Raw genomic sequence first — 21614 nt, 5'->3', positions numbered from 1 at the left:
CCGCTCGCCGCGGAGCTCGTGCTCCTGTGGCTCGAGACCGTCGGGGTCGAGGTGAGCCTCGGCGCGGGCCACGATCTTTGCGACATGGTCGAGCGAGAGCCCGACGGCCTGGGTCGCCAGCATCGCCTCGACCTGCTCGACCCGCTCGTACGGCGCCCGCGGCCCGACGCGGTCGAGCATCGTGATGATCGCCGACGCCGCCGGCATGCCGATGCGCCCGGCCGCGAGGGCCTCGGCGACGTGGGGGTGGCGGGGCGGGGCATCCGCTCCGCTGAAGGTGCGACGCGGCGCCGTGGCCTCACCGACGGCGACGAGTCGCGAGGCGTCGCCGATCGTCGTGCCCGTGGTCGCCGCGATGAGGGTGGCCGGGTTGCGGTAGCCGTTCTTCTTGGCGAGCCCGTCGGCGCCGAGTTCGGGGCGCGACTGGCGTGCGATCTCGGAGGCGACCCGCGCATGCATGGCTTCGACGCGCCGACGCAGCGTGCCGATCGCGTTGTTGACCGCGACGAGCGAGGCGTGATCGAGGCCGTCGACAGACACGACGCCCGCAGCCGAACCACCCGCAGCCGAACCGGAGGCCCAGGCATCCGCCACAGACGCCAGAGCGTCGGCGATGCCGCCTATCGGATCGTCTATAGCTTCGATGGTCAGTGCCTCCCACTCGCGCGCGTTGAAACCTTTGCCGCTAGAGGACCACCGGTTTTACGGTGGCTGGGCACCTCCAATAGAACAAATATACCAAAGAACATCGCACGAGACAAGCGAATGTTCGAAACCCGTCGTGGCCACCGGGCGGATGTCGGAGGCGAGAGTAGGGTGTGCGTGTGTCCCTCGCCCCACGTGTCACGGTCGTCATTCCGTGCCGTGACGACGCCGGGTTCCTCGAGGAGTGCCTGGCAGCGCTGGCGGCGCAGACGCATCCGGCCGACCGTGTCATCGTGGTCGACAACGGCAGTACGGATGCCTCGGCCGAAGTCGCACGCCGCTTCGGCGCCGACGTGGTCGAAGAGGCGCGTGTCGGCGTCTGGCCGGCTGCGGCGCGCGGGTACGACGAGGCTCTCGGGTACGACGAGGCCCTCGGGTACGACGAGGCTCTGCCGGGCGCCGACCTGATCGCGCGGCTGGACGCCGACTCGCGGCCGCACCCGGACTGGATCGCGCGGGTCGTGCGCGCGTTCATGTCAAATCCGGGGCTGGGTGTGCTCACCGGCGGCGCCGAGTTCTATGGCGGAAGCCCGCTCACGAACTACCTGGGCGAGCACTGGTACATCGGCGGCGGGCATTACTGGGTGCGGAAGTGGTTGGGTATCCCGCTGGTGTTCGGCTCGAACTTCGCCATGCGCGCCGGCATCTGGGAACGCCTGCGCGAGCGCGTCGACCGCGACAACGCGGCGATCCACGACGACCTCGACCTGACGATCCGCCTGCGGCATGCCGACGGCGTGCGCTACGACCCGCAGCTGCGCATGCCGGTGTCTGCGCGCCCGCTGCAGACCGTCGGCGGCCTCTCGCGCCGCGTGTTCAAGGTCGTGACGACCTTCGCGGCGAGCTGGCCCGAGGGCGCGGCGTGGCGTCGCCGTGAGCCGTCACGAAGAATGCGAGCGGATGCCTCGTCCGCCGCCGCCGCAGACTGGACGCCCGACACCGAGGAGTGGGCTCCCGAGTTCGGGCGCTGACGCGGCGAGCACGCGCGCCGGGCCGAGGCATCCGCTCATTGGAACACGCGCGCTGGCCGAGGCATCCGATCGCCGGGGCGGGCGCCGAGTGCCGAGGCGCCTGCTCGGCAAGAACGCCGGGCACCGGCATCCGCTCGCCGTGATCGACGCCCGACACCCTTGACCCGGCCTGCACCGGGGAGGAACATGTCGGCCAACGGCGGCGGGGACCGCCGGCGGGTGCGCTTGGGGAAGCGCCGTATGCGAGGGGGCTCGCCATGGCCATGTCACGTTCACGGACGCGCGCTTCTCTGGGAGCGACGCTGGGAGCCGCGCTGGTTTCCGCGCTGCTCTTCGGGGGGTTCACGAGCATCCCGGCGGCTGCGGAGGATCCGCCGCTGGTGTGGTCGGATGTGGCCGGGTATCCGAAGACCGTCGATGGGGTGACCATCAGCTGGCAGACGGCGGCGTCGACCACGTCGCCGTTCGGCGGTGAGGAGCTCATCGATCCGCTGCCGGTGCTGCGGGTCGAGCTCGTCAACGGGTCGTCCGAGCCGAGGCACTTCGGCCTCGGCACGGATCTCTCGACCCAGGGCGTCGTCGACCACCTGTGGACGACCGAGGCGTGGGGGCTGTTCGACGAGGTGCTCAGCGGCATCGAGTCGAGCTTCTGGCTGACGCTCGGTCCCGGCGAGTCGCTCTCGGTCCACGGCGGCGACGCGGCGATGTGGTCGAATCCGCTGCCATCGTGGTCGGGGCACACGATGCGGGTCTTCTCACTCAGCGAGCCTCCGGTAGACCCCGCGGTGCCGACCGTCACGACGTTCGACTCGTACGTGGTGCCCGGTCGCTACGTGGCGGCGCACCTCGACGACGTCGATCTCGATCACGTCTCCGAGATCATCGGCACGCGCGCCACCGTCAACAGCGGCGGGTCGCCGGAGCTGTTCCCGGGCCTGTCGGCGTCGGTCGCGGCATCCGGTCTCACTCCCGGCGAGCAGCTGGAACTGTGGATCGCGCCCGACCTCGACTACTTCTACTTCGCGCTGCTCGGCGGCGGGCTGCCCGTGAGCGCGCTCAAGGTCGGCGAGGGCACGGTCGGAGCGGGCGGCACGCTCGCCGCGACCTTCACCCTGCCGAGCGACCTCGCGTACGGGAGCTACCAGCTGGTGGCGGGGGTTCGGGGTGAGCGCTACTGGCCGGCGGGCAGCTACGGGGACTTCCTCGTGACGACGCCGCCGAATGCGGTCACGCAGTCGACGCCGGCGGGCGTCGCGACCGGGTTCGACCTCGGGCCGACCGATGCGACCGTGACGCTGCCCGCGGGATCGACGGGTGGGACGACCACGGCGACGGTGTCGGGCACGGGTCCGGCGGCGGACGGGTTCCAGCTCGCGGGCGACCCGCCGCTGTACTACCACCTGAGCACCACCGCCTCCTTCACCGGGTCGGCGACGGTGTGCTTCGACTACGACACCGCGAACCTTCCGGGCGACCCGCCGCGGCTCTACCACTTCGACACCGCGCTGAACCGGTGGGACGACATCACCACCACGCGCGTGCCGGGCCGCGTCTGCGGCGCGACGACGAGCTTCTCGCCGTTCGCGCTCGGGTACGGCGACGAGTTCGACTTCACGGGCTTCTTCGATCCGGTGTCGATGACGGGACCGAACGTCGCGAAGGCGGGGCAGGCGGTGCCGGTGTCGTTCTCGCTCGACGGCGATCAGGGGCTCGAGGTGGTCACGTCGGCGCGGTTCGTCGTGGAGGGCACGGTCGCCAATCCGGTCGGGGAGCTGCTGGATGCCGCGACCGCCGGCCACAGCGGACTTCAGTACGACGCGGTGACCGACCGATACACCTACGTCTGGAAGACCGACAAGGCGTGGGCGAAGAAGACCGGACAGTTCGTGCTCACGCTGAGCGACGGCACGACGCACGCGTTCGAGGTGAGCTTCAAGAAGTAGCCCGTTTGGGTGAGGCGTCGGCCGCCTGCGCTACCGTGGCGGGCATGTTCGAGATGACCGAGAGTGCGCTGGTGGCGGCACCGATCGACGAGGTCTGGAGCGATCTGACGGATGCCGCGCGCCTGGCCGAATGGATCTGGCCGCCGCGCTTCGAGACCGAAGCCGTCGTCGAGCCGCGCGAGCTGGGTCGGTGGGAGGTGCGGTCGTCGGTCGCCGAGCTCGCGGTGCTGGGGCGCGTCCTGACCCTCGAGGCTCCGACGAGCCTGCGGCTCGAATGGCGGTGGGAGGGCGAGGAGCACACCACCGACGCCGAGCTGACGCTCGAAACGGCGGCGGATGCCTCGACCCGCGTGACCGTGCGCCACACCGGGTTCCTCTCGGCCGACGAGCGCGAGAGTCACATCGAGGGCTGGTCGAACTGCGTACAGCGCCTGGTCGACCGCCACGGCGGGGTGGCCGAGTTCGGATGATCATCGAGTTCGAGGGTGAGATCTTCCGCTGGGAAGCCCGCGAAGACTCCGCCTGGTTCTTCACCTCGGTGCCGCCCGAGCTGAGCGAGGACATCCGCGAGATCCCTCGGCCGTATCGCGGGTTCGGCTCAGTGCGCGTCAAGGCGCGGGTGGGCGGTTCGGAGTGGTCGACGTCGATCTTCCCGTCGTCGGATGGCACGTATGTGCTGCCGCTGAAGAAGGCCGTTCGTGATGCGGAGGGGCTTGAGGACGGGGGAGCCGTCGTGGTCAGGCTGGACGTGCTGGACGGGTGAGGCTCAGCCGACTTCGCAGCCGATGATCCGATAGAGCGTCGCGTCGCCTACTCGCGCCTCGAGTTCAACGTTGGGGGACGAGGCCAGGTCTTCTAACCCCTCGAAGCGCGGTGTGTTGGGCAGAGAGCCCGTATCAGACGCGAGATCAAGAACCCACCGAATGCTCAGATCCCGCGTTGCGATGCATGCGGGATCGTCGGACCCCGCGGACGAGAAGCCGTCGCGAAAATCGAGCCCGGGTTGGCCCCGAACCGCGATCATGTGCGGGAACAACACCGGCCGTCCCGTTAGCGCGTAAGCAAGCGCCGATCCGTCCCACGGATTGTTCCCGATGAGCTCGCCGTCGGGAACGATGGCTTCGACTTTCTCAAGCAGTTCGCGCTCGTCCTCGCTCAAGGAGACGACTGCGGTCAGAGCATCATCGACTGGGACAAAGACTGCATGAGCTCGTTCCGCGACCGCCCACGCGCCCGGACCGTTACAGATGATGACGAGTAGGAGCGAGCTGGCCGCTGCGATGAGTGGCCGAACCCAGCTCCGTTGTCGAAGCGAGGTACGTGCCACGCGAAGGCCGATGAGCCTCCAGACCGACGCCGCAGCGTATGCGGCTACCGGGACGCAGGTGGCCGACACGATCGTTCCCACTCGCATGGCGTCCGTGTACCACGGTCCCGATAGGAGCAGCCGCCAGAACTCCGGAGCTCCGGCGGTGATGGCATAGAGAGCTGCGCCAACCACCCACATGCCTGCTGCCACCCGCCCCCGGTGGAGGGGCGCACGGAGTGCGAGCACCACGCCGAGGATGACCAGCAGCGCAGCGCCGATGGAGAGCGGTTGACCGCCGACGGTGGAAGTGATCGCCTCGCCGATCCCCTGGCCAGCAGTCCCTCTCGCCTCGCTGAGCGAGTCGGCCGAGGGGCGGACGTACACGAGGAGGGCCATCGTTGCAGCGACGTACACAGTCACGCCGAGAATGGCAAGGCGTCGTCGCCGGTCTGATTCCTTGGACGTCCACATACGCCCAGCGACGCTGACTGCGACAGGGAATGCGAGGACCGGGACCGCGACTAGCACCGACGGATGTGCCAGCAGCAGAGCCGGAACGCTGAGAGCGACCACGATCCAACCGCAAGCCGGGCCCAGCGAGGAGAGCCGGAATTGGCCGACCTCGACCGTCGCGGCGAGTACCACCGGCAGCATAGAGACGGCGAGTACCAACGGGTAGGTCCCGAGATATGCCACCAGAGCGAGCGGAAACGGTCCGAAGGCAGCGGCCAGAGCGCCCGCGGAAACCAACAGCGATCGGCTTCCGCCGAAGAGCGCTCGCGACAGCACCACGATGCCCGCGGGCCAAGCCACGCAACCGAACACAATCAGCGCGGCGTTGGACGCGATAGGGATCGATACGCCGGACACTTGCACGACAAGCGCTCCGATCGCGTGCCATGCGCTCGGATACATCGAGCCACCGGACGGAGCGGAGAGGCGCGCGACGTTAGCGGGAGAAGCGTCGGCTGTATCGAGAATCCACCTAACCGCGTTCAGATGAAAAACGTTGTCAAATGCCTGCGCGAAGGCATCCGGAGCGTCCATCGCGAAGCCAACGCGAACAAGGAGAAGGATTGCTCCCAGTCCGACGGCGACGAGCAACCACACCGGACTCGATGCGTACGACGAACGCGGACGCAGACGTGGCCAACGAGTCGTGACCAGCCACGCGACGGCTGCGACGAGGATCGCGACGGCCACGACTGGCCAGACTGACCAAGGGAGGCCACCGAGAGATGCCGCGATCGAGGCTACCGCGACGGCCGATACACCCAACGGAAACGACGAGGCAAGGAGCCAAAGGCCGCGTATCCGCAGTCCGAACCCCATCGCGGCGCCTGACCCGCAGACGACGAGCGCGCAAGCCGCGGATGCGAGGAGAAGATCCAGCACGCACCCTCCGCTCATCTACCGACCGCGCACGCCGAGCTATTGTCATTCCTTCGGACGCCGCGACCAGCCCGAACTGGCTAGAGCCTAGGGGAGCCCCATCGGTCGCGTGTTTGGATTCCACAGCATCGGAAACCGGCTGAGGCAATCCTCAGCGCATCCTTAGCCAATTACGCGCGACATGCGTTGAATCTTTCTGAGCGTGTCCGGAACCATGTTCAGCGGGGAGGGGTTTCACGCATGTGGCTCCGTTTCCGGTTCTGGGGAGAACGTTCGAAGGGTCGATGACCCGCTCGCGGATCGCCAGGCTGTAATCAGTCCAAGCCAAGAAGGAGCACACAGATGCGCACCATGATCAAGAACTACATCGAGGCGGAGAAGGCCCGTCGCGAGGAGAACGGCGAAGAGGGCTTCTCGCTCATCGAGCTCATCATCGTCGTGGTGATCCTCGGCATTCTCGCCGCAATCGCCATTCCGATCTTCCTCAACATCTCGGCGCAGGCCGAGCAGAACGCGGCCGACGCCGCCGCCGGCAACGCCGCGTCCCAGTGGGCGGCCGCGCTCGCCAAGGGCAGCACGCCCAACCTGGACAACTTCGATGACCAGGGTTGGAACACGTCGGTCGCAAACGGGACGGACCTGGACGCGTTCTGTGTCTCGGTTGACAAGGATGGCACGACAGCAGACTCCGGCCCCGGCTGCTAAGACGTAGACTGATGGCGTTCAGGGCGCAGTTCCGGCCCTGGACGCCATCGTCTGCCACCTGGGGAGGGGCGTCGGATGAATGCACAGTCGCGCGACGAGGGATTCAGTCTCGTCGAAGTGATTATCGGCATGTTCCTGCTTGCGTTGATCGCCGTGGCCCTCCTGCCGGCGCTTGTGGACGGAGTGCGATATTCGTCCGAGCAATCCGCCGTCGCAACCGCGACGCGGCATCTTCACGCGCTTGTCGAGCAGGCGCGGGAGAATCCCACTTGCAGCAACCTCGCCACGCTTGCTGGTCCTGATCCCTTCAACGAAGGAACGGAGAGACCGATGACATCATCGGGCACGGTGACTGCCTGTGCAGCCAAATCCACCGCAACTCTCCGCCTCGTCGCTGTCGATGGGCAAGGGGACCGGATCGCGGGCATCGAAGCCCTCATCTATACACCGGCTGGCTGATTATGAAGGGGCCCGGCGCAGAATTGCTCGACGACGAGGCGGGAGTCTCGCTCGTCGAATTGATCATCTACGCGCTCGTTGCGAGTCTCGTGGTCGGCGCTGCCGCCATGATCTTGACCAACTCGTGGATCACACAGCGCAACGTGACGGTGCAGACTGAAGCCACGAACCGCGGCCAGACCATCAGTTCGACGATTGAGCGGGCCATGCATAACGCGCTCGACTATGAAGTGTCGGTCGACGGGCGCACATTGCGCGTACGGACCTCGCTCGACGGTGACCTGCGGTGCCAGGGCTTCCACTTCTCGAGCGGCTCAGCTCGATGGACGATCGCAGACCGAGACTTGCCCGTAAGTACATCCGCGTGGACCGTCTGGCAGACCGGGGTGGTTCAGCGAGGCACCATCGCGTTCTTCGTGGCGGGAACGAAGGACCTCACCTACACCTTCGACGTTGCTACAGACACGGCGTCGGTTCGATTCGGGGGAGAGACAGCGGCTCGGTCCGCACTGTCAGGGGAGAGTGCGCCATGTTGGTAATACAGCGCAACCTGCAAAACCGTCGCCAAGATGACGACGGCGCGGTACTCGTGACCGTTGTCGTGGTGATGCTTGTCGGGTTTGTAGTGGCAGCGATGGTCGCGGCATCTGTTCTTTTTACGATCCAAGCAAACGCCGAGAATACCGATGTCACGCAGGCGTTCATCTCGGCCGAGTCAGGCCGAGACGCAGCAGTGGCGGAACTCTCAGGAGCGTGCGATCAGACCGACTTCTCGGGTTCGAATCCCGAGTTCGTGAGCAGCATCTACGTCGCCGAGGGTACCGAGCCCGAATCTGCCGAGGGTTTGAGTGAAGGGTGCCCGACGGAAGACACCGATTACGTGGTGGTTCGATCCACCGGGACCGCCGATGGGGTGAGCACGACGATCGACAGCGTCTACCCCTGGGAGAAGACCTTCGAGCAGCAGGCAGGCGGCGTGCTCGCGTACTTTGCCGGTGGTGTGACGTCGACGGTGTCTAACTACACCGGGGACCTCGTCGTGCGGTCGGGCAACTACACGTGTAATAACGAAGGAACTATCAACGGGGACCTCTATGTCGTCGAAGGGAACCTCTCACTGAGTCGCGACTGCACCATCAACGGTTCCGCGTATGTCTTCGGTACTGCGACCAGTAACTCCCAGTCGGCGGAGATAACTGGACTGCTGAAGACCGGCGGCGACGTCGACTTCACTTCCAACGGCTCGATTATCGGGTCGCCGCCGGTAGCGCCGGCAACGGTCGGGACCGGGGGAATCGAGTCGGACGGCGACATCGACCTAACAGGAAACGCCGGGACCGGCCGAGTCTACGGACCAATAAAGACCAGCGGCACTTTTACCAAGACAACGAGATGGACTGTTGAGGGCGCTCCCGAGCAGGGCGCAGTGATACCGCCCTTCGATCCGAAACTTGAGGTGATCCGAGCGCTTACCGCCTGGATTGACCTGGACGGATCGTCCCTGTGGAACGCCACCCCACCAACCCAGAACGCGTGCACGATGACACCCAGTCAGTTGAGCACCATCCTGAGCAGTGCGAGTGCGACGAAGACCATCATCGATTATCGCGCTTGCACCAACTTCGGCAACTCCGTCGGGATCACCATCAATCCGGTTACGGTGCGGCGCGACGTCGTCTTTCTCGTTCCTGCGAGTAAGCAGATGGATCTACAGTTCTCAGGCACTGTGGGCGGAACGAATCAGCTCGTCTTCATCCACGAGGATGGGAACCGTGACGACCGTCTGAATGGTGAGACGAAGCCGACATGTGTGAGCACGATCGGGAACGACAAGCTCAATATCCCGAGTTCGGCTTCGGTGAGCCCGAAACTCATGATCTACACCCCGTGCGGTATGACGGGTAATGTGCGTGCGGCCTTTTCCGGTCAGCTCTATACGAATGAGTCGTCGATCAACTTCGGCAATGGCGCGTCATACACTTGTGCGACTATGAGTTGGCCGGACGCCTTCGAGAAGCTGGGTTGCAAGCTGAAAGGTGAGGGCGAAGATGTTGTTCTGGAGACTGTGCTCGTTCAGCGGCTCGGCGGTCTGACCTATCAGAGCGAGACGCAGTAGTGGCGTCGACCGCACTCGTGCCCGTCATCGTCGGCTTTGCCGCGCTCTTCGGACTTGTTATCGGCTCCTTCCTGAATGTCGTCGTATATCGCGTTCCGAACGGCGTTTCCCTGCTTCGCGAAAGTCGGTGTCCGAACTGCGAGTCCCCGGTACGTCCGTGGCAGAACGTCCCGGTGGTCTCGTGGCTTCTTCTCCGTAGACGATGCGCGGTCTGTGCTAATCCGATCTCGGTGAGATATCCGCTCGTCGAACTTGGAACAGGCATCGGTTTCGCTGCCGTCACGTGGTGGGCGCTCGGCGGCGGTGCGACGCACGGCATGCTCGCTGCATGGCCAGTACTCATCGCGACCCTGCTGTACTGCTACCTCGCAGCGGTGAGCATCGCCCTCGCGCTGATCGACTTGGACACCCGCCGACTGCCGAACGCGCTCGTCCTGCCGAGCTACGTCGTGGGAGGAGCGGGCTTCACGGCGCTGGCTGCCGTGACACAGCAATGGGACAGTCTCGCGCGTGCCGCCGCCGGTATGGCGATCCTCTACGGCTTCTTCTTCGTACTCCGTGCCGTCCGACGCGGCGGAATGGGCGGTGGCGACGTCAAGCTTGCCGGTGTGCTCGGGCTCTTCCTCGGCTGGCTCAGCTGGGGTGCACTCGCCGTGGGGGCTTTCGCCGGATTCTTGTTCGGGGGCCTCTTCGGACTGGCGCTGATCGCTGTACGACGGGCCGGGAGGAAGTCCGCCATTCCGTTCGGTCCCTGGATGCTCCTCGGCGCGTGGACGGGCATCTTCGTGGGCGACAGGCTCGCAACGTGGTATCTATCGCTCTATTCGGCGAACTAGGGGGATTCGAAATGGCGAAGACAGTGATCGGGCTCGAAGTGACCGAGGAGAGCGTGAGAGCGGCCGAGGTGACGATCGGTCGCGCACCTCAACTCGTAGCGTGTGGTGAGGTCCCCCTGCCTCCCGACGCGGCGAAGGATTCGGAGATCCTCGACTCCGGAGCGGTCGCTGTCGCGCTGCGCCAGCTCTGGGCGGGCGCCAAATTCCAGGGTAAGCACGTCACTCTGGGCGTGGCCAGCCGGCGCATCCTGGTCCGCGAGTACACGACACAGTCAATGAAGCCCGAGCTGCTTCGTGACGCGCTACCGTTCCAGGTGCAGGACCTTCTTCCAGTGCCGGCAAGCCAGGCTGTCCTCGACTTCTTCCCACTCGCGGAGCACGGCGATCAGGTCAGTGGTCTACTCGTCGCCGCGGTATCGGAGTCGATTGAGCAGATTATCGCGACTCTCGACCGCGTGAAGCTGCGGGTCAACGCCGTCGATCTCACGGCGTTCGGGCTCGCCAGAGTGTCTGCCGCCGTGACCTCGCCTGATGAAACAGTCGCGGTCGTCTACATCGGCGACCACACCACGCAGGTGGTGGTAGCACGCGGGGGCATTCCTCAGTTCGTTCGACTCTTGCCCATCGACGTACCGACAGCGGCATCGCAACGCCACGCGAGCGAGGAAGCTGCCGCGGAGCCCGCGCTCGTCGAGGCCACCGCCGCGGCGCCCCCGACCGCGCGAGTACGGGGTGCGCTCAGAGGATCATCGGTGAGCCCGATCATCTCAGATCTCGCGGCTCGACTGCGAAGCACCCTCGCGTTCTTCGGCGGTCGCGCGAACGGTGCGCGGATCGACAGCGTTCTGCTCACCGGCGCTGGAGTTGCGGTGCCCGGGGCGATTCAGGCGCTCCAGACGGCGCTCGACGTGCCAATGAGAGTGGTCGAGGCCGGCGACGTCGTGACGGTCAAAAACGTTCAGCCGACCGGCGAGTTCGGCCTCAATCTCGTCAGCGCGGTCGGAATCGCTCTCGGGGAGGCGCGCTGATGGCCAATGTGACTCCGGCGTTCGCGTCGATGCCGCGTGTCAACCTCCTCCCGAAGAGCGAGATCGCTCGGCGCGAACGAGAGGTTCTGACACGCAAATGGGCCTGGGGAGTTCTGGCTGCCATGCTGATCGCCCTGCTCCTCATCGGCGGTGCGTTCTTCCTAAAGCTCACCGCCGACCAGCGCTTGGCCGCAGAGCAAGCACGCACCAACGACCTGCTGGTTGAACTGGCAGCGCTCTCGGGAACCAGCGAAGCCCTCGCCACGGAGGCTGAGCTGACGGCCTTCCGGACTGAAGCTATGGCGACCGACGTCGGCTGGCAGCCCGTCGTCGACTCCGTCGAGAACGTCCTGCCCACAGGCGTTTCTCTCACCGGTTTCGAGTTGACTGTCGGCTCGATGCCGGGCGACGGCGACCCAGCAACCGCCGCCGGATTGACCGGGCTCATTCGACTGGACAGCCCGACACCGGTAGACATCGTCGACGTGGTGCGCTCCCTGCGCGCCGTGGAGGGCGTGCTCGAGGCTGACGGTCAGGCGGTGACTTCGAGCACCTCGGAGGCCGCGCGCTACGCCTATCTCCTGACGGTGACCTTCGATCAGACTGTTTACACGGGGGAATACGCCCCCGTCGCGGAAGAGGAGTGACCGATGCCCAAGCAACTCATCACGCTCCTCGGTCTCATCATCAGCGTCGGCGTCGTCGCCCTCGGCTTCTTTGTGGTCGCGCTGCCGACGCTCCTCCAGTCTCAGTCGGTCGACGCGCAGACCACATCGGTTGCCGCAGATAATGCGGTCTATCAAGCACAAGTCGACAGTCTGAGCGAAGCAGCAGAACGTCAGAGCGAGATCGACGCTTCGGTAGCAGCGCTACGTGGGCAGATCCCGGCGACCAACCAGTTCGACGACGTCTTCGAAGTGATCGGGCGAGCGGCGACTGTTGCAAACGTAAGCATCGTGAGCGCGGCTGCTGGAGAGGTCACGCCCTTCATGCCGAGGACCGCTGAGGTAGCAGCGGCCGATCCAGATGAGACAACGGCCGCCGAGGCTGCGGAAGAATCGGTCGCGGTCGATGGTCGCGCTCAGGCCGCGTTCGCCATCGACGTGTCCGCTCCCGATATGGCAAGTGCAACCCGGTTCCTCGACGAACTGGGCGAAGGCCCGCGTCTTCTCAGCACAATCACCGTGAGCGCGGCGGGGGCAGGGGTCGTCGACCTGCAGATTCAGGCTCTGACCTACATCGATTCGGAAGGTTAGCCGTGATGGATTTCGCTCTCGAAGCACTTCTCTCGCGTGGCGCCCAGCACCGCGCGTCCGATATCCACATCACCGCGGGGCATCCTGCGCTGATGCGCGTGGACGGCGATCTCGTTCCCATCCCGGGGTTCATCGAGGCGCTGCCGACCGAGTGGGTGGAAGCAGCCGCGGCAGGACTGATGGCGCCAAGCCAACGGGAAGAGTTCCAGCTGCGACACGAAGTCGACCTCGCGCTGGCCACAGAGCAGTTGGGCCGTTTCCGTGTCAACGTCTTTCGGCAGGTGGGCGCGATTGCGATCGCACTCCGATTCATCCCGGACCGAGTGTTCACACTCGACGAGTTGGGTGCTCCGGCAATAGCTCGGGATCTCGCCCTCCTGCCGCGTGGGCTCGTTCTCCTCACCGGACCCACTGGCTCCGGAAAGTCCACGACGCTCACCGCAATGGTCGACATCATCAACGAGACGCTTCCTGCGCACGTGATCACGATCGAGGACCCGATCGAGTTCCGGCATGAGAGCAAGCGATCGCTTGTTCATCAACGTGAGGTCGGCACCGACACCGGATCGTTTGCGGAAGCGCTTCGTCGCGTTCTGCGTCAGGACCCCGACGTCATCCTCATTGGTGAGCTTCGAGACCCGGAGTCGATCCGAACGGCTCTGTCGGCTGCTGAGACCGGCCACCTCGTGCTCTCGACGCTGCACACTCAGGGCGCGGCAAAGAGCGTCAACCGTATCGTCGACGTGTTTCCCGCCGACCAGCAGGCGCAGATTCGGACGCAGCTTGGTGACACTCTCCAGGGTGTGATCAGTCAGACGCTGATGCCGCTTGCACAGACAGATGGGCGGACGATCGCCACCGAGGTGCTCGTCAACACCCCCGCTGTTGCCAACATGATCCGTGAGGGTCAGGTCGCGCAGTTGTACTCTGCCATGCAGGCGGGCGCTGCCGCGGGAATGCACACACTCGACCAGGATCTGAAGCGTCTCGTCGAAGAAGGGGTCGTCGCGTTGCACGTCGCCAAGGCTTTCGCCGTCGACCCATCCAACCTCGACGGGATCTATGTACGACCGCGCGACTTGGACGTTGAAGCATGGTCCACCCACGCCGGTGACTGGCATCACGGAACGGGAGTCGCGTGATGGCCGTTCAGGAATTCGTTTACAGGGCCCTTGATCAGCGGGCCGGCACCGTCATAAAGGGAACCGTGGAGGGTTCTACCGAAGCCGTCGTGACGTCGAAATTGAAGGCGCAGGGGCTCACCCCGCTTGAGGTGACGCTGAAGTCGAAGACGGGCCTCAACCGCGAGATCCGGCTTCCCAGCATCAACCCAGGCGTTTCTTCGAAGTCGCTGGCGATCTTCGCGCGTCAAATGGCTGGCCTGATCAACGCCGGACTCCCACTTCTCCGGACCCTGGCAATCCTGATCGAGCAGACTGAGGACAAGAAGCTTCAGCCGCCCCTTATCGAGGTGCACGCTGCGGTGGAGAGCGGGTCCTCCTTCTCCGCTGCGCTGGCGCGCCACCCGCAGACTTTTCCGCCGCTCATGTTGAGTATTATCCGTGTCGGTGAGACGGGCGGTTTCCTGGGTGCGGCCCTCACCTCGATCGCCGAGAACTACAAGCGCGAGGCGGAACTCCAGAACAAGATCCGAGCCGCCACCACATATCCGGTGATCGTTCTGATCATCGCCGTGCTGGGCGTGCTGGCGATGGTCACGTTCATCGTCCCGATCTTCGCGGAGATGTTTGAGGGGCTCGGCTCCGAGCTCCCGCTTCCCACGCAGATCCTCGTCTCCCTTTCGGAGAACATGTGGTGGGCCCTGCCGATCATGGTCGTGTTGTTCGGTATCGGATGGATCTGGTGGGCCCGCAATAAGAACACCGATCAGGTCCGCAAGGCCGTCGACCCGTTGAAGCTCAAACTGCCCGTCTTCGGCAAGCTGTCGACGAAGATCGCGGTCGCACGATTCGCTCGCAACCTGTCAATGATGCTGGACGCCGGCGTCCCGATCATCCAAGCGCTCTCGATCGTCGGCCAGGCCTCCAACAACTGGAAGGTGGAGCAGGCGGTCAGAGATGTTCAGGATTCCATCCGTCAAGGCCGAAGCTTCGCGGCGCCACTCGCGAAGGCGGAGGTCTTCCCAGCGATGGTGTCGCAAATGGTGTCGGTGGGTGAGGAATCCGGAACACTATCGGAGATGCTCGCGAGCATCGCCGACTTCTACGAGGATGAGGTCGAAACTGCGACTTCTCAGCTCTCGGCAACGATCGAGCCGCTCCTGATCGTGGTGCTTGGCGTGCTGATCGGCGGAATGGTGGTCGCGCTGTACCTGCCGATCTTCACGCTCTACTCGGACCTCGCGGGTCAATAGGCCCGATCTTGGCGTCGACCCCCGTCACCGGACGGCCGGCGTCCAAGACACCGCCCCCGGAGAGCGCCTGGCGCTCCGGGGGCGGATGTCTTTGTTCCGACAAACGTCAAACGTCATACCGAGACGCGCAGCACCTCTTCGATCGTCGTCATACCCTGCGCCACCTTCGACCACCCGTCCTCGCGCAGCGAGACCATGCCCTGCTGCAGCGCGACTTGACGCATGTCATTGCCGGTGGCACGCGTCACAACGAGCGACTCGAGCTCGTCGCTTAGAGACATGACCTCGTGCAGCGCAACGCGGCCTCTGTACCCGGTGTTCGAGCAGGCGGGGCATCCAACCGCCTTGTACAGCTGCGGCACATCGTGCGGGTCGTGCGGAAAGCCCAGCGAGGTGAGCACCTCGGTCGGCTCGACGAGCGGCTCGCGGCACTTCATGCACAGCCGGCGCGCGAGACGCTGAGCCACGACAGCTGACAAGGCCGTCGCGACGAGGAACGGCTCGCAGCCGATCTCGGTCAGGCGGGTCAGCGCCGACGGCGCGTCGTTGGTGTGCAGCGTCGACAGCACGAGGTGACCGGTGAGGGCCGCCTCGATCGAGATGGTCGCGGTCTCTTGATCGCGGATCTCACCGACGAGCACGACGTCGGGGTCGCTTCGCAGGATCGAGCGCAGCGCCGACGAGAACGTGAGGCCGGCCCGGTTGTTGACCTGCACCTGGTTGATGCCGGGAATCCGGTACTCGACAGGGTCTTCAACAGTGATGACGTTGATGCGCGTGTTCGCGACGGCGCGAAGCGCGGTGTAGAGAGTCGTTGACTTGCCCGAGCCTGTCGGCCCGGTCACGAGGATCATGCCGTGAGGCTTCATGATCGCTTCACGGAAGCGTCGGTCATTTGTCCCAGAGAACAGCAGGTCGCGCATGGTCATCGTCTGACCGGTGTTGTCGAGGATTCGCATGACGATCTTCTCGCCCCACACCGTCGGCAGCGTGGCCACGCGTAGATCCACGGAGCGACCCTCATGTGCGACGGAGAGGCGGCCGTCCTGCGGCTTGCGCTTCTCCGCGATGTCGATGGACGACATGATCTTCAACCGCGAGATGATGCCGTCCTGGATCGAGCGGTCGGCCTTCTGCATCTCGTGCAGTACGCCGTCGATGCGGAACCGCACCGTCAGCTGCTTCTCACCGGGCTCGACGTGGATGTCGGACGCGCGGTCGTTGATGGCCTGCGCGATCAGCAGGTTCACGAAGCGCACGATGGGCGCATCGTTGTCCTGCTCCTCAAGCGACTCCGTGAACGCGGCCCCGGAGGACTCAGTAGACTCCTCGATCGTCATGGAGAGCTCGCTGAGCTCCTCATCGGACCGGAGGAAACGCTCAAACATCTGTGCCAAAGCGTCTTTGGCTACGACGACCGGCTCGACAAAAAGATCGGTGACGCTCGCCACGTCGTCGAGCGCCACGATGTCGGTCGGATCAAGAATGCCGACAGTCAGGCGGTCGCCTCCGCGATCTACCGGGATCAGGCTGTACTTGCGACAGATCGTGCCGGGCACCAACGCCACGACGTTCGGATCGAGCGGCATGTTCGACAGATCGACGAACCGATGACCGGTATGCAGGGCTATCGCTTCTGCAACCTGCGCCTCGGTGACGAGCTTCGAGCTCACCAGCAAAGTAGTTAGTTCTGGACCCTCTCCTGCTTCCGCCAGCGCAGCAGACATGTCAGCTGCACGCACGGCCCCAGTGAGTACAAGGGTCTGTGCAATTCCCCTCACAATGTTCCCCATTCCCCACCTCTCATAGTACGGCTCTGTTGTCGAGCGGGGCCAAGTAATTGCTTAGGGCTCAGTAAGGTTGCGCCATGGCTGACCTTATCGCGAAGGTGACCGCGTGGGCACTGAGTCTCAAGCCTGTGAGGGTCTGGTTCCACTTCCTCGAGCGGCGCGGCGCGATGCTCGCCGACAGCATCACCTACCGCGCACTGTTCTCGGTCTTCGCCGCCGTCCTGCTGGGATTCTCGTTCGCAGCGCTGTGGCTCGCAGACAATCCGGCCGCGTGGCGGGCGCTGGTCAACACGGTGGATGCCGCCATCCCCGGGCTCGTCGGCGAGGACGGGCTGATCGAGGTCGACAAGATCACGGCGCCGCCGGGACTCACGATCACCGGCATCCTGTCTCTCGTCGCTCTCGTCGGCGCCGCCATCGGTGCGATCGGATCGCTGCGGGCCGGGCTGCGCACGCTCGCGGACGAGATCCATGACGACGTCTTCTGGATCTGGGTGATCCTGCGCAACCTGCTCCTGGCCATCGCGATCGGCGGCGGGTTCCTCCTCTCGGCGGTGGTCACGTTCTACGGCACGACGTTCATCGACTGGGTGGGGGATTGGCTGGGCGTGCAGAGCTTCGTGGCGGATGCCGCAACCCGCGGGCTCGCGCTGCTCACCGTCTTCCTCCTCGACGCCGCCCTGATCGCCCTCGCCTTCATTGTGCTGAGCGGCGTGAAGGCGCGGCCGCGCCACCTCATCGTCGGCGCGCTCATCGGCGGCCTCGGCCTCACTGTGCTTCAGCAGCTCTCGGGCCTGTTCGTCGCCGGTGCCGGATCGAACCCGCTGCTCGCCTCGTTCGCCGCCCTCATCGCCCTGCTGCTGTGGTTCAACCTGTCGGCACAGGTGATCCTGCTCGCGTCGACATGGATCATCGTCGGCGTCGCCGAAGACGCCGACCGCGTGCGGGAGCGCTTCGGCGCCCCCACCTTCGAGGCGCGGCGGGTCAAGCGCGCCGAAGACGCCCTCCGCGTCGCATCGGCCGAACTGCAGCTCGCCAACGCCGCCGCCGAGAAGGCCCGCCGCGGAGCGAAGCCGAAAGAGGCGTGACCGTGCCCGTGCGCGTGCCGACCTACACGGCCGCGCAGGTGCGCGCCGCCGAACGCCCGATGCTCGACGCCGGCGAGCCGCTCATGCTGCGCGCGGCAGCGGCCCTCGCGACCGTGGTGAAGGAACAGCTGACGGATGCCTCGTCCCCGCGCATCCTGGTCCTCGCGGGCAGCGGCGACAACGGCGGCGACGCCCTCTACGCCGCCGCGCACCTGGCGGCGCACACCCGCGTGGACGTGCTCACCGTCGGCAGCCGCGTGCACGAGCCTGCACTCGCGGAGGCGCTGCGGGCGGGCGCGCAGCGCGTCGAGCTCAGAGCCGCCCTGGGCGCGGCATCCGGATACGCGATCGTCGTCGACGGCATCCTCGGAATCGGCACATCGTCAGACCCCTCGCTGCGCGGAGTCGCTCGCGACGCGGTGATGGGCCTCCTCTCCTCCAGAGGAGAGCGGATGCCTCGCCCCGTCGCCGTCGACCTGCCGAGCGGGCTGCACCCCGACACCGGCGCGGCCGACGACGCGGTGCTGCCGGCCGCCGTGACGGTGACGTTCGGAGCGGCCAAGGCCGGCCTCGTCACCGGGCGCGGACCCGAGCTGGCGGGAGAGATCGTGCTCGTCGACCTCGGGCTTGGGCCGGGTCTCGCCGGGGTCGAGCCCGCGGGTGAGGCATCCGTCGCCCGTGTCATCCCGGCGAAGCCGGGCCCAGCGTTCTAGTCGTCGTCGCCGCGGCCGTTGTTGCCGGGGAAGTCGTCGGAGTCCTTGTCGTGCCCGTAGGCGTTGCCGCGACCGTTGTTGCCGGGACCGTCGGCGTGCTTGTCGTCCTTGTCTTTGTCCTTGCCCCGCCCCTGGCCGTGGTTGCCCGGGAAGTCGTCGGAGTCCTTATCGTGCCCGAAGGCGTTGCCGCGTCCGTTGTTGCCCGGGCCGTCGGCGTGCTTGTCGTCGCCGGGCCCGCGACCGTCGCCCGGGCCGTCGGTGTCGACGACAGACGGCACGCCGGGTGCGAGCGAGGTGCCCGAGGCGAAGCCGGGCACCAGGATCGCCGCCGAGGCGACCACCACGATCGCAGCGCTCGTCAGGAGCATTCGGGTCGACATCATGTTGCACCTCGGTTCACGCGCGGGGGAGGGCAGCCGATGCGAGGAGGCTACACCCGCTTCCGAGCGGCGCACAGCGGTCGATCGCAGACCTTGCACAAAGCTGAGATTCGGGTCATATGCCCGACGCGGCATCCTTGCCTGCGACTGCCGTCCGCAGGCCGGACGCTAGGCTCCCGCGTGTGACTCCGTCGCGCGCCGCCGTCGCCCTCATCGCCCTCGTGGGCCTGCTCGCGGGCTGCACAGCGCAGCCCGCGCCCGAGCCGACGAACACCGATGCCGCGCGGCTGCAGGCGTGCGCCGACGCTGCCGGGACCATCGTCACGGCGGCCGGCGATCTGGTCGCCGAGTACGAGCTGCCGAGCCTCGAGGCATCCGCCGCGCCGACCCCCGGCCCCACCTCCGCACCCGAGCCGCTGCCGACCTCGTCGGGCGACGCGATCGCCGATGCGGTCACCGCGGCGCGCGCCACGCGCGACGAACTGGGATGCGATCCGGGCGCCTTCACCGCCGACCTCGAAGCGGGGCTCGCCGAGATCGAGCCCGACTCGCCCATCGCGGCGGCGGTGTGGCGGCGCGTGTCGGCCTCGGTGCTGGGCACCGTCGAGCAAGAGGCCCGCGAGTGGGCGATGACCGCCGACGAGGACCTGATCGAGGTGCTCGCGCGCGCCGCGGACGGCACCACCGTCGTGCTGCCCGCCGGCACCGTCGAGATCGACCAGACGCTCGTGCTGCTCGCGGGCGTCACCCTGCGCGGGGCCGGGGCAGGCGAGACCGTCGTCAGCTCGTCGGCGCCCGACGCCGCGATCATGGTCGTCACCGACGGCCTCGTGCGGCTCGAAGCGCTCACCCTTCAGCTCGCACCCGCGGTGCCGGCATCCGGCATCGTCGCCGGGCCCTCGGCCTCGCTCGCCCTCGACGCCGTCCGCGTCACGGGAGCCGCGTCCGAGGGCAGCGGCGACAGCGCGGGCGGCGCCGGCGTGTACCTCTCGGCGCAGGGGAGCGAGGGCTCGGGCCGCGGCACGACCCTAGAGATCACCGCGTCGACCTTCGACGCCAACGCGTGGGCGGGGCTGGCCGTCACCGGCGGCCACCGGGTCAGCATCGAGTCGTCGACCTTCCGTGGCAACGGCGGCGCCGGCATCGTCTTCCTCGACGAGACCAGCGGGTCGGTCGCCTCGAGCACGTTCGCCGGCAACCCCGTCGGCCTCGCCGCGGCGGGCACCTCGACCCCCGCCGTGATCGGCAGCACGTTCACGGGCGGCACGGTCGGCCTGCAGGCGGATGCCGCGGCCGCACCCTCGATCGAGAGGGCCACGATCTCGGGGGCGAGCTCGGCCGCGGTCATCTTCGGCGGCGACTCGGGCGGCTCGATCGACGCGACGGTGTGCCGCGACGTGCCCCACGGCATCGTCATCGGCGACGGAGCCGCGCCGACCCTGGGCGAGAACGACTGCAGCATCGGCCGGGGCACCGGCTGACCGCACGGCCGGCATATCCGCGACACGCCGTCAACGTGTCATTTCACGAAACCGGCCCTGTACAGCCTCGGCGCTTCGGTGACATACTCGCGCTTGTCACCTCGGGGATCGGCGTTCTGGGCGCCGAACGAGGGTTACCTATGGGGGTAGGGACGCGTTGGCTATTCGGGATATCGGCGGTCGGGGTGCGTTCGCACGCCCGGCCACAGGCGCGCCCGTGACGCGCCGCCGCTCCCGATTCGGCCGCCCCGGAGTCGGCGTCGTCGCCGTGATCGCCTCGGCCGCGCTCGTCGTCACGATGGGCGCCGTGCCCGCCAGCGCGCTCACCCCGGCTCCTGTCGTCGAGGCGCCCCGCGCCCCGCAGGCGCCCCAGTCCGTGCCGGCCGAACCGCAGCCTGCCGCCGTGATCGAGCTCCGCGATGCGCAGGTCGTCGTGGTGCAGACGCAGTCGCGCGCCGAGGCCCGCGCCGCGATCGACGCGATCTTCGCCGCCGACGAGCAGCGACGCCGTGAGGCCGCCGACCAGCAGGCCGCGCAGCAGGCGGCGCAGCAGGCGTTCGTGCAGCAGTTCTTCGCCCAGCAGTCCGCGGCGCAGCAGGCCGCGCGCGCTCAGGCCGAGGCGCAGAAGAAGCTTCAGGAGGCGCTCGAGGCGCTGGCCAAGGCGCTGTCGACGAGCCAGTGCACGACGGTGGGCGGCACCAACGGCCAGCCCGCCTCGATCTCGTGCCCGATGGACAACGGCGGCGCGACGATCGGCGGTGACGGCGTGGGAGTCACCACGCCGACCCCGACGCCCACGCCCACGCCCACTCCGACTCCGACTCCCACGCCGACGCCGACGCCCGGGGCCGAGGCGATGACCGCGACCGAGCTGCCCGCCGACCCGGTCGGTGCCGACCAGGCGCTCACCGACGGCGCGCTGTCGTCGGCCGTCGGCCAGGCCACCGCCGAGTGGACGGCCGCCGGTGCCGACGTCTCGGGGATCACGGCATCCGTCGCCGCCCTCGACGGCGCGACGCTCGGCCTCACCAGCGGGCGCTCGATCGTCATCGACGACGACGCCGCCGG

Annotated in this window: 22 protein-coding genes; 18 read left to right on the top strand and 4 right to left on the bottom strand. The window is 66.8% G+C overall.

All coding sequences use genetic code 11. The features are described from left to right. A partial coding sequence (locus OB08_RS15340; protein WP_461476234.1) for a DUF222 domain-containing protein occupies window positions 1–540 on the bottom strand: 540 nt, incomplete at its 3' end. Window positions 541–824: 284 nt separating this feature from the next. Between OB08_RS15340 and OB08_RS15335 the strand changes: the two genes are divergently transcribed. The 4 genes from OB08_RS15335 (at window position 825) to OB08_RS15320 (ending at window position 4382) form a co-directional block, all read left to right on the top strand. Further along, window positions 825–1676 carry a glycosyltransferase family 2 protein gene (locus OB08_RS15335; RefSeq protein ID WP_461476232.1) on the top strand — a complete coding sequence of 284 codons (852 nt, stop codon included), beginning with the start codon at window positions 825–827 and terminating at the stop codon, window positions 1674–1676. A 257-nt stretch (window positions 1677–1933) separates the two neighbouring features. Further along, entirely contained in the window at window positions 1934–3619 is a 1686-nt protein-coding gene (locus tag OB08_RS15330; RefSeq protein ID WP_461476230.1) for a PxKF domain-containing protein, read from the top strand. Between the two features lie 44 nt (window positions 3620–3663). Further along, window positions 3664–4089: an SRPBCC family protein gene (locus OB08_RS15325; RefSeq protein WP_461476228.1), complete on the top strand. Its 426-nt coding sequence runs from the start codon at window positions 3664–3666 to the stop codon at window positions 4087–4089. Next, a complete protein-coding gene (locus tag OB08_RS15320; RefSeq protein WP_461476226.1) occupies window positions 4086–4382 on the top strand; it encodes a DUF1905 domain-containing protein in 297 nt (98 codons plus the stop codon). Before OB08_RS15325 ends, OB08_RS15320 begins: the two co-directional genes overlap by 4 nt. 3 nt (window positions 4383–4385) lie before the next feature. Here OB08_RS15320 and OB08_RS15315 read toward each other — a convergent pair whose 3' ends face one another. Next, entirely contained in the window at window positions 4386–6338 is a 1953-nt protein-coding gene (locus tag OB08_RS15315) for a DUF6541 family protein (RefSeq protein ID WP_461476224.1), read from the bottom strand. Between the two features lie 324 nt (window positions 6339–6662). Between OB08_RS15315 and OB08_RS15310 the strand changes: the two genes are divergently transcribed. The 10 genes from OB08_RS15310 to OB08_RS15265 all read left to right on the top strand — a co-directional run bounded on the left by OB08_RS15310 (window position 6663) and on the right by OB08_RS15265 (window position 15094). Further along, window positions 6663–7025 carry a type IV pilin protein gene (locus OB08_RS15310; protein WP_461476223.1) on the top strand — a complete coding sequence of 121 codons (363 nt, stop codon included), beginning with the start codon at window positions 6663–6665 and terminating at the stop codon, window positions 7023–7025. A 75-nt stretch (window positions 7026–7100) separates the two neighbouring features. After that, a complete protein-coding gene (locus tag OB08_RS15305; RefSeq protein ID WP_461476221.1) occupies window positions 7101–7484 on the top strand; it encodes a prepilin-type N-terminal cleavage/methylation domain-containing protein in 384 nt (127 codons plus the stop codon). A 23-nt stretch (window positions 7485–7507) separates the two neighbouring features. Continuing rightward, the gene (locus OB08_RS15300) at window positions 7508–8023 is read left to right on the top strand and encodes a hypothetical protein (RefSeq protein WP_461476219.1); all 516 of its coding nucleotides are present in this window, start codon (window positions 7508–7510) and stop codon (window positions 8021–8023) included. Then, the gene (locus tag OB08_RS15295; RefSeq protein WP_461476217.1) at window positions 8014–9600 is read left to right on the top strand and encodes a hypothetical protein; all 1587 of its coding nucleotides are present in this window, start codon (window positions 8014–8016) and stop codon (window positions 9598–9600) included. Before OB08_RS15300 ends, OB08_RS15295 begins: the two co-directional genes overlap by 10 nt. After that, window positions 9600–10436: a prepilin peptidase gene (locus tag OB08_RS15290; RefSeq protein ID WP_461476213.1), complete on the top strand. Its 837-nt coding sequence runs from the start codon at window positions 9600–9602 to the stop codon at window positions 10434–10436. The genes OB08_RS15295 and OB08_RS15290 overlap by 1 nt, the downstream gene beginning before the upstream one ends. Window positions 10437–10447: 11 nt before the next feature. After that, window positions 10448–11464: a type IV pilus biogenesis protein PilM gene (gene pilM / locus OB08_RS15285; protein WP_461476211.1), complete on the top strand. Its 1017-nt coding sequence runs from the start codon at window positions 10448–10450 to the stop codon at window positions 11462–11464. Then, window positions 11464–12111 carry a hypothetical protein gene (locus tag OB08_RS15280; protein WP_461476209.1) on the top strand — a complete coding sequence of 216 codons (648 nt, stop codon included), beginning with the start codon at window positions 11464–11466 and terminating at the stop codon, window positions 12109–12111. Before pilM ends, OB08_RS15280 begins: the two co-directional genes overlap by 1 nt. Window positions 12112–12114: 3 nt before the next feature. Beyond that, on the top strand, window positions 12115–12720 hold the full coding sequence (locus OB08_RS15275) for a hypothetical protein (protein WP_461476207.1): 606 nt from the start codon (window positions 12115–12117) through the stop codon (window positions 12718–12720). 5 nt (window positions 12721–12725) lie between these two features. Then, entirely contained in the window at window positions 12726–13862 is a 1137-nt protein-coding gene (locus tag OB08_RS15270) for a type IV pilus twitching motility protein PilT (RefSeq protein ID WP_461476205.1), read from the top strand. Beyond that, on the top strand, window positions 13862–15094 hold the full coding sequence (locus OB08_RS15265; protein ID WP_461476203.1) for a type II secretion system F family protein: 1233 nt from the start codon (window positions 13862–13864) through the stop codon (window positions 15092–15094). Before OB08_RS15270 ends, OB08_RS15265 begins: the two co-directional genes overlap by 1 nt. 113 nt (window positions 15095–15207) lie before the next feature. On the opposite strand, the gene OB08_RS15260 is transcribed toward OB08_RS15265, so the two are convergent. Then, entirely contained in the window at window positions 15208–16875 is a 1668-nt protein-coding gene (locus tag OB08_RS15260) for a GspE/PulE family protein (protein ID WP_461476236.1), read from the bottom strand. Between the two features lie 86 nt (window positions 16876–16961). On the opposite strand from OB08_RS15260, the gene OB08_RS15255 reads away from it, so the two are divergent. Continuing rightward, window positions 16962–17972: a YihY/virulence factor BrkB family protein gene (locus tag OB08_RS15255; protein WP_461476202.1), complete on the top strand. Its 1011-nt coding sequence runs from the start codon at window positions 16962–16964 to the stop codon at window positions 17970–17972. After that, window positions 17969–18685 (top strand): NAD(P)H-hydrate epimerase, encoded by a 717-nt coding sequence (locus OB08_RS15250; protein ID WP_461476200.1) that lies wholly within the window; start codon window positions 17969–17971, stop codon window positions 18683–18685. Before OB08_RS15255 ends, OB08_RS15250 begins: the two co-directional genes overlap by 4 nt. Here the strand turns inward: OB08_RS15250 and OB08_RS15245 are convergent. Further along, complete coding sequence (locus OB08_RS15245; RefSeq protein ID WP_461476198.1) at window positions 18682–19068, bottom strand: hypothetical protein; 387 nt, start codon at window positions 19066–19068, stop codon at window positions 18682–18684. The two genes, OB08_RS15250 and OB08_RS15245, sit on opposite strands and share 4 nt — an antisense overlap. Window positions 19069–19247: 179 nt before the next feature. On the opposite strand from OB08_RS15245, the gene OB08_RS15240 reads away from it, so the two are divergent. Both OB08_RS15240 and OB08_RS15235 read left to right on the top strand, forming a co-directional pair. Continuing rightward, entirely contained in the window at window positions 19248–20546 is a 1299-nt protein-coding gene (locus OB08_RS15240) for a right-handed parallel beta-helix repeat-containing protein (RefSeq protein WP_461476196.1), read from the top strand. 217 nt (window positions 20547–20763) lie between these two features. Then, window positions 20764–21614, top strand: an 851-nt coding sequence (locus tag OB08_RS15235; protein WP_461476195.1) for a hypothetical protein, incomplete at its 3' end; no start/stop codon positions are given.

The sequence above is a fragment of the Microbacterium sp. HJ5 genome (assembly GCF_054824025.1).
The sequence above is the reverse complement of the archived record's forward strand: the minus strand, read 5'-3'. Positions and strand labels throughout refer to the sequence as shown.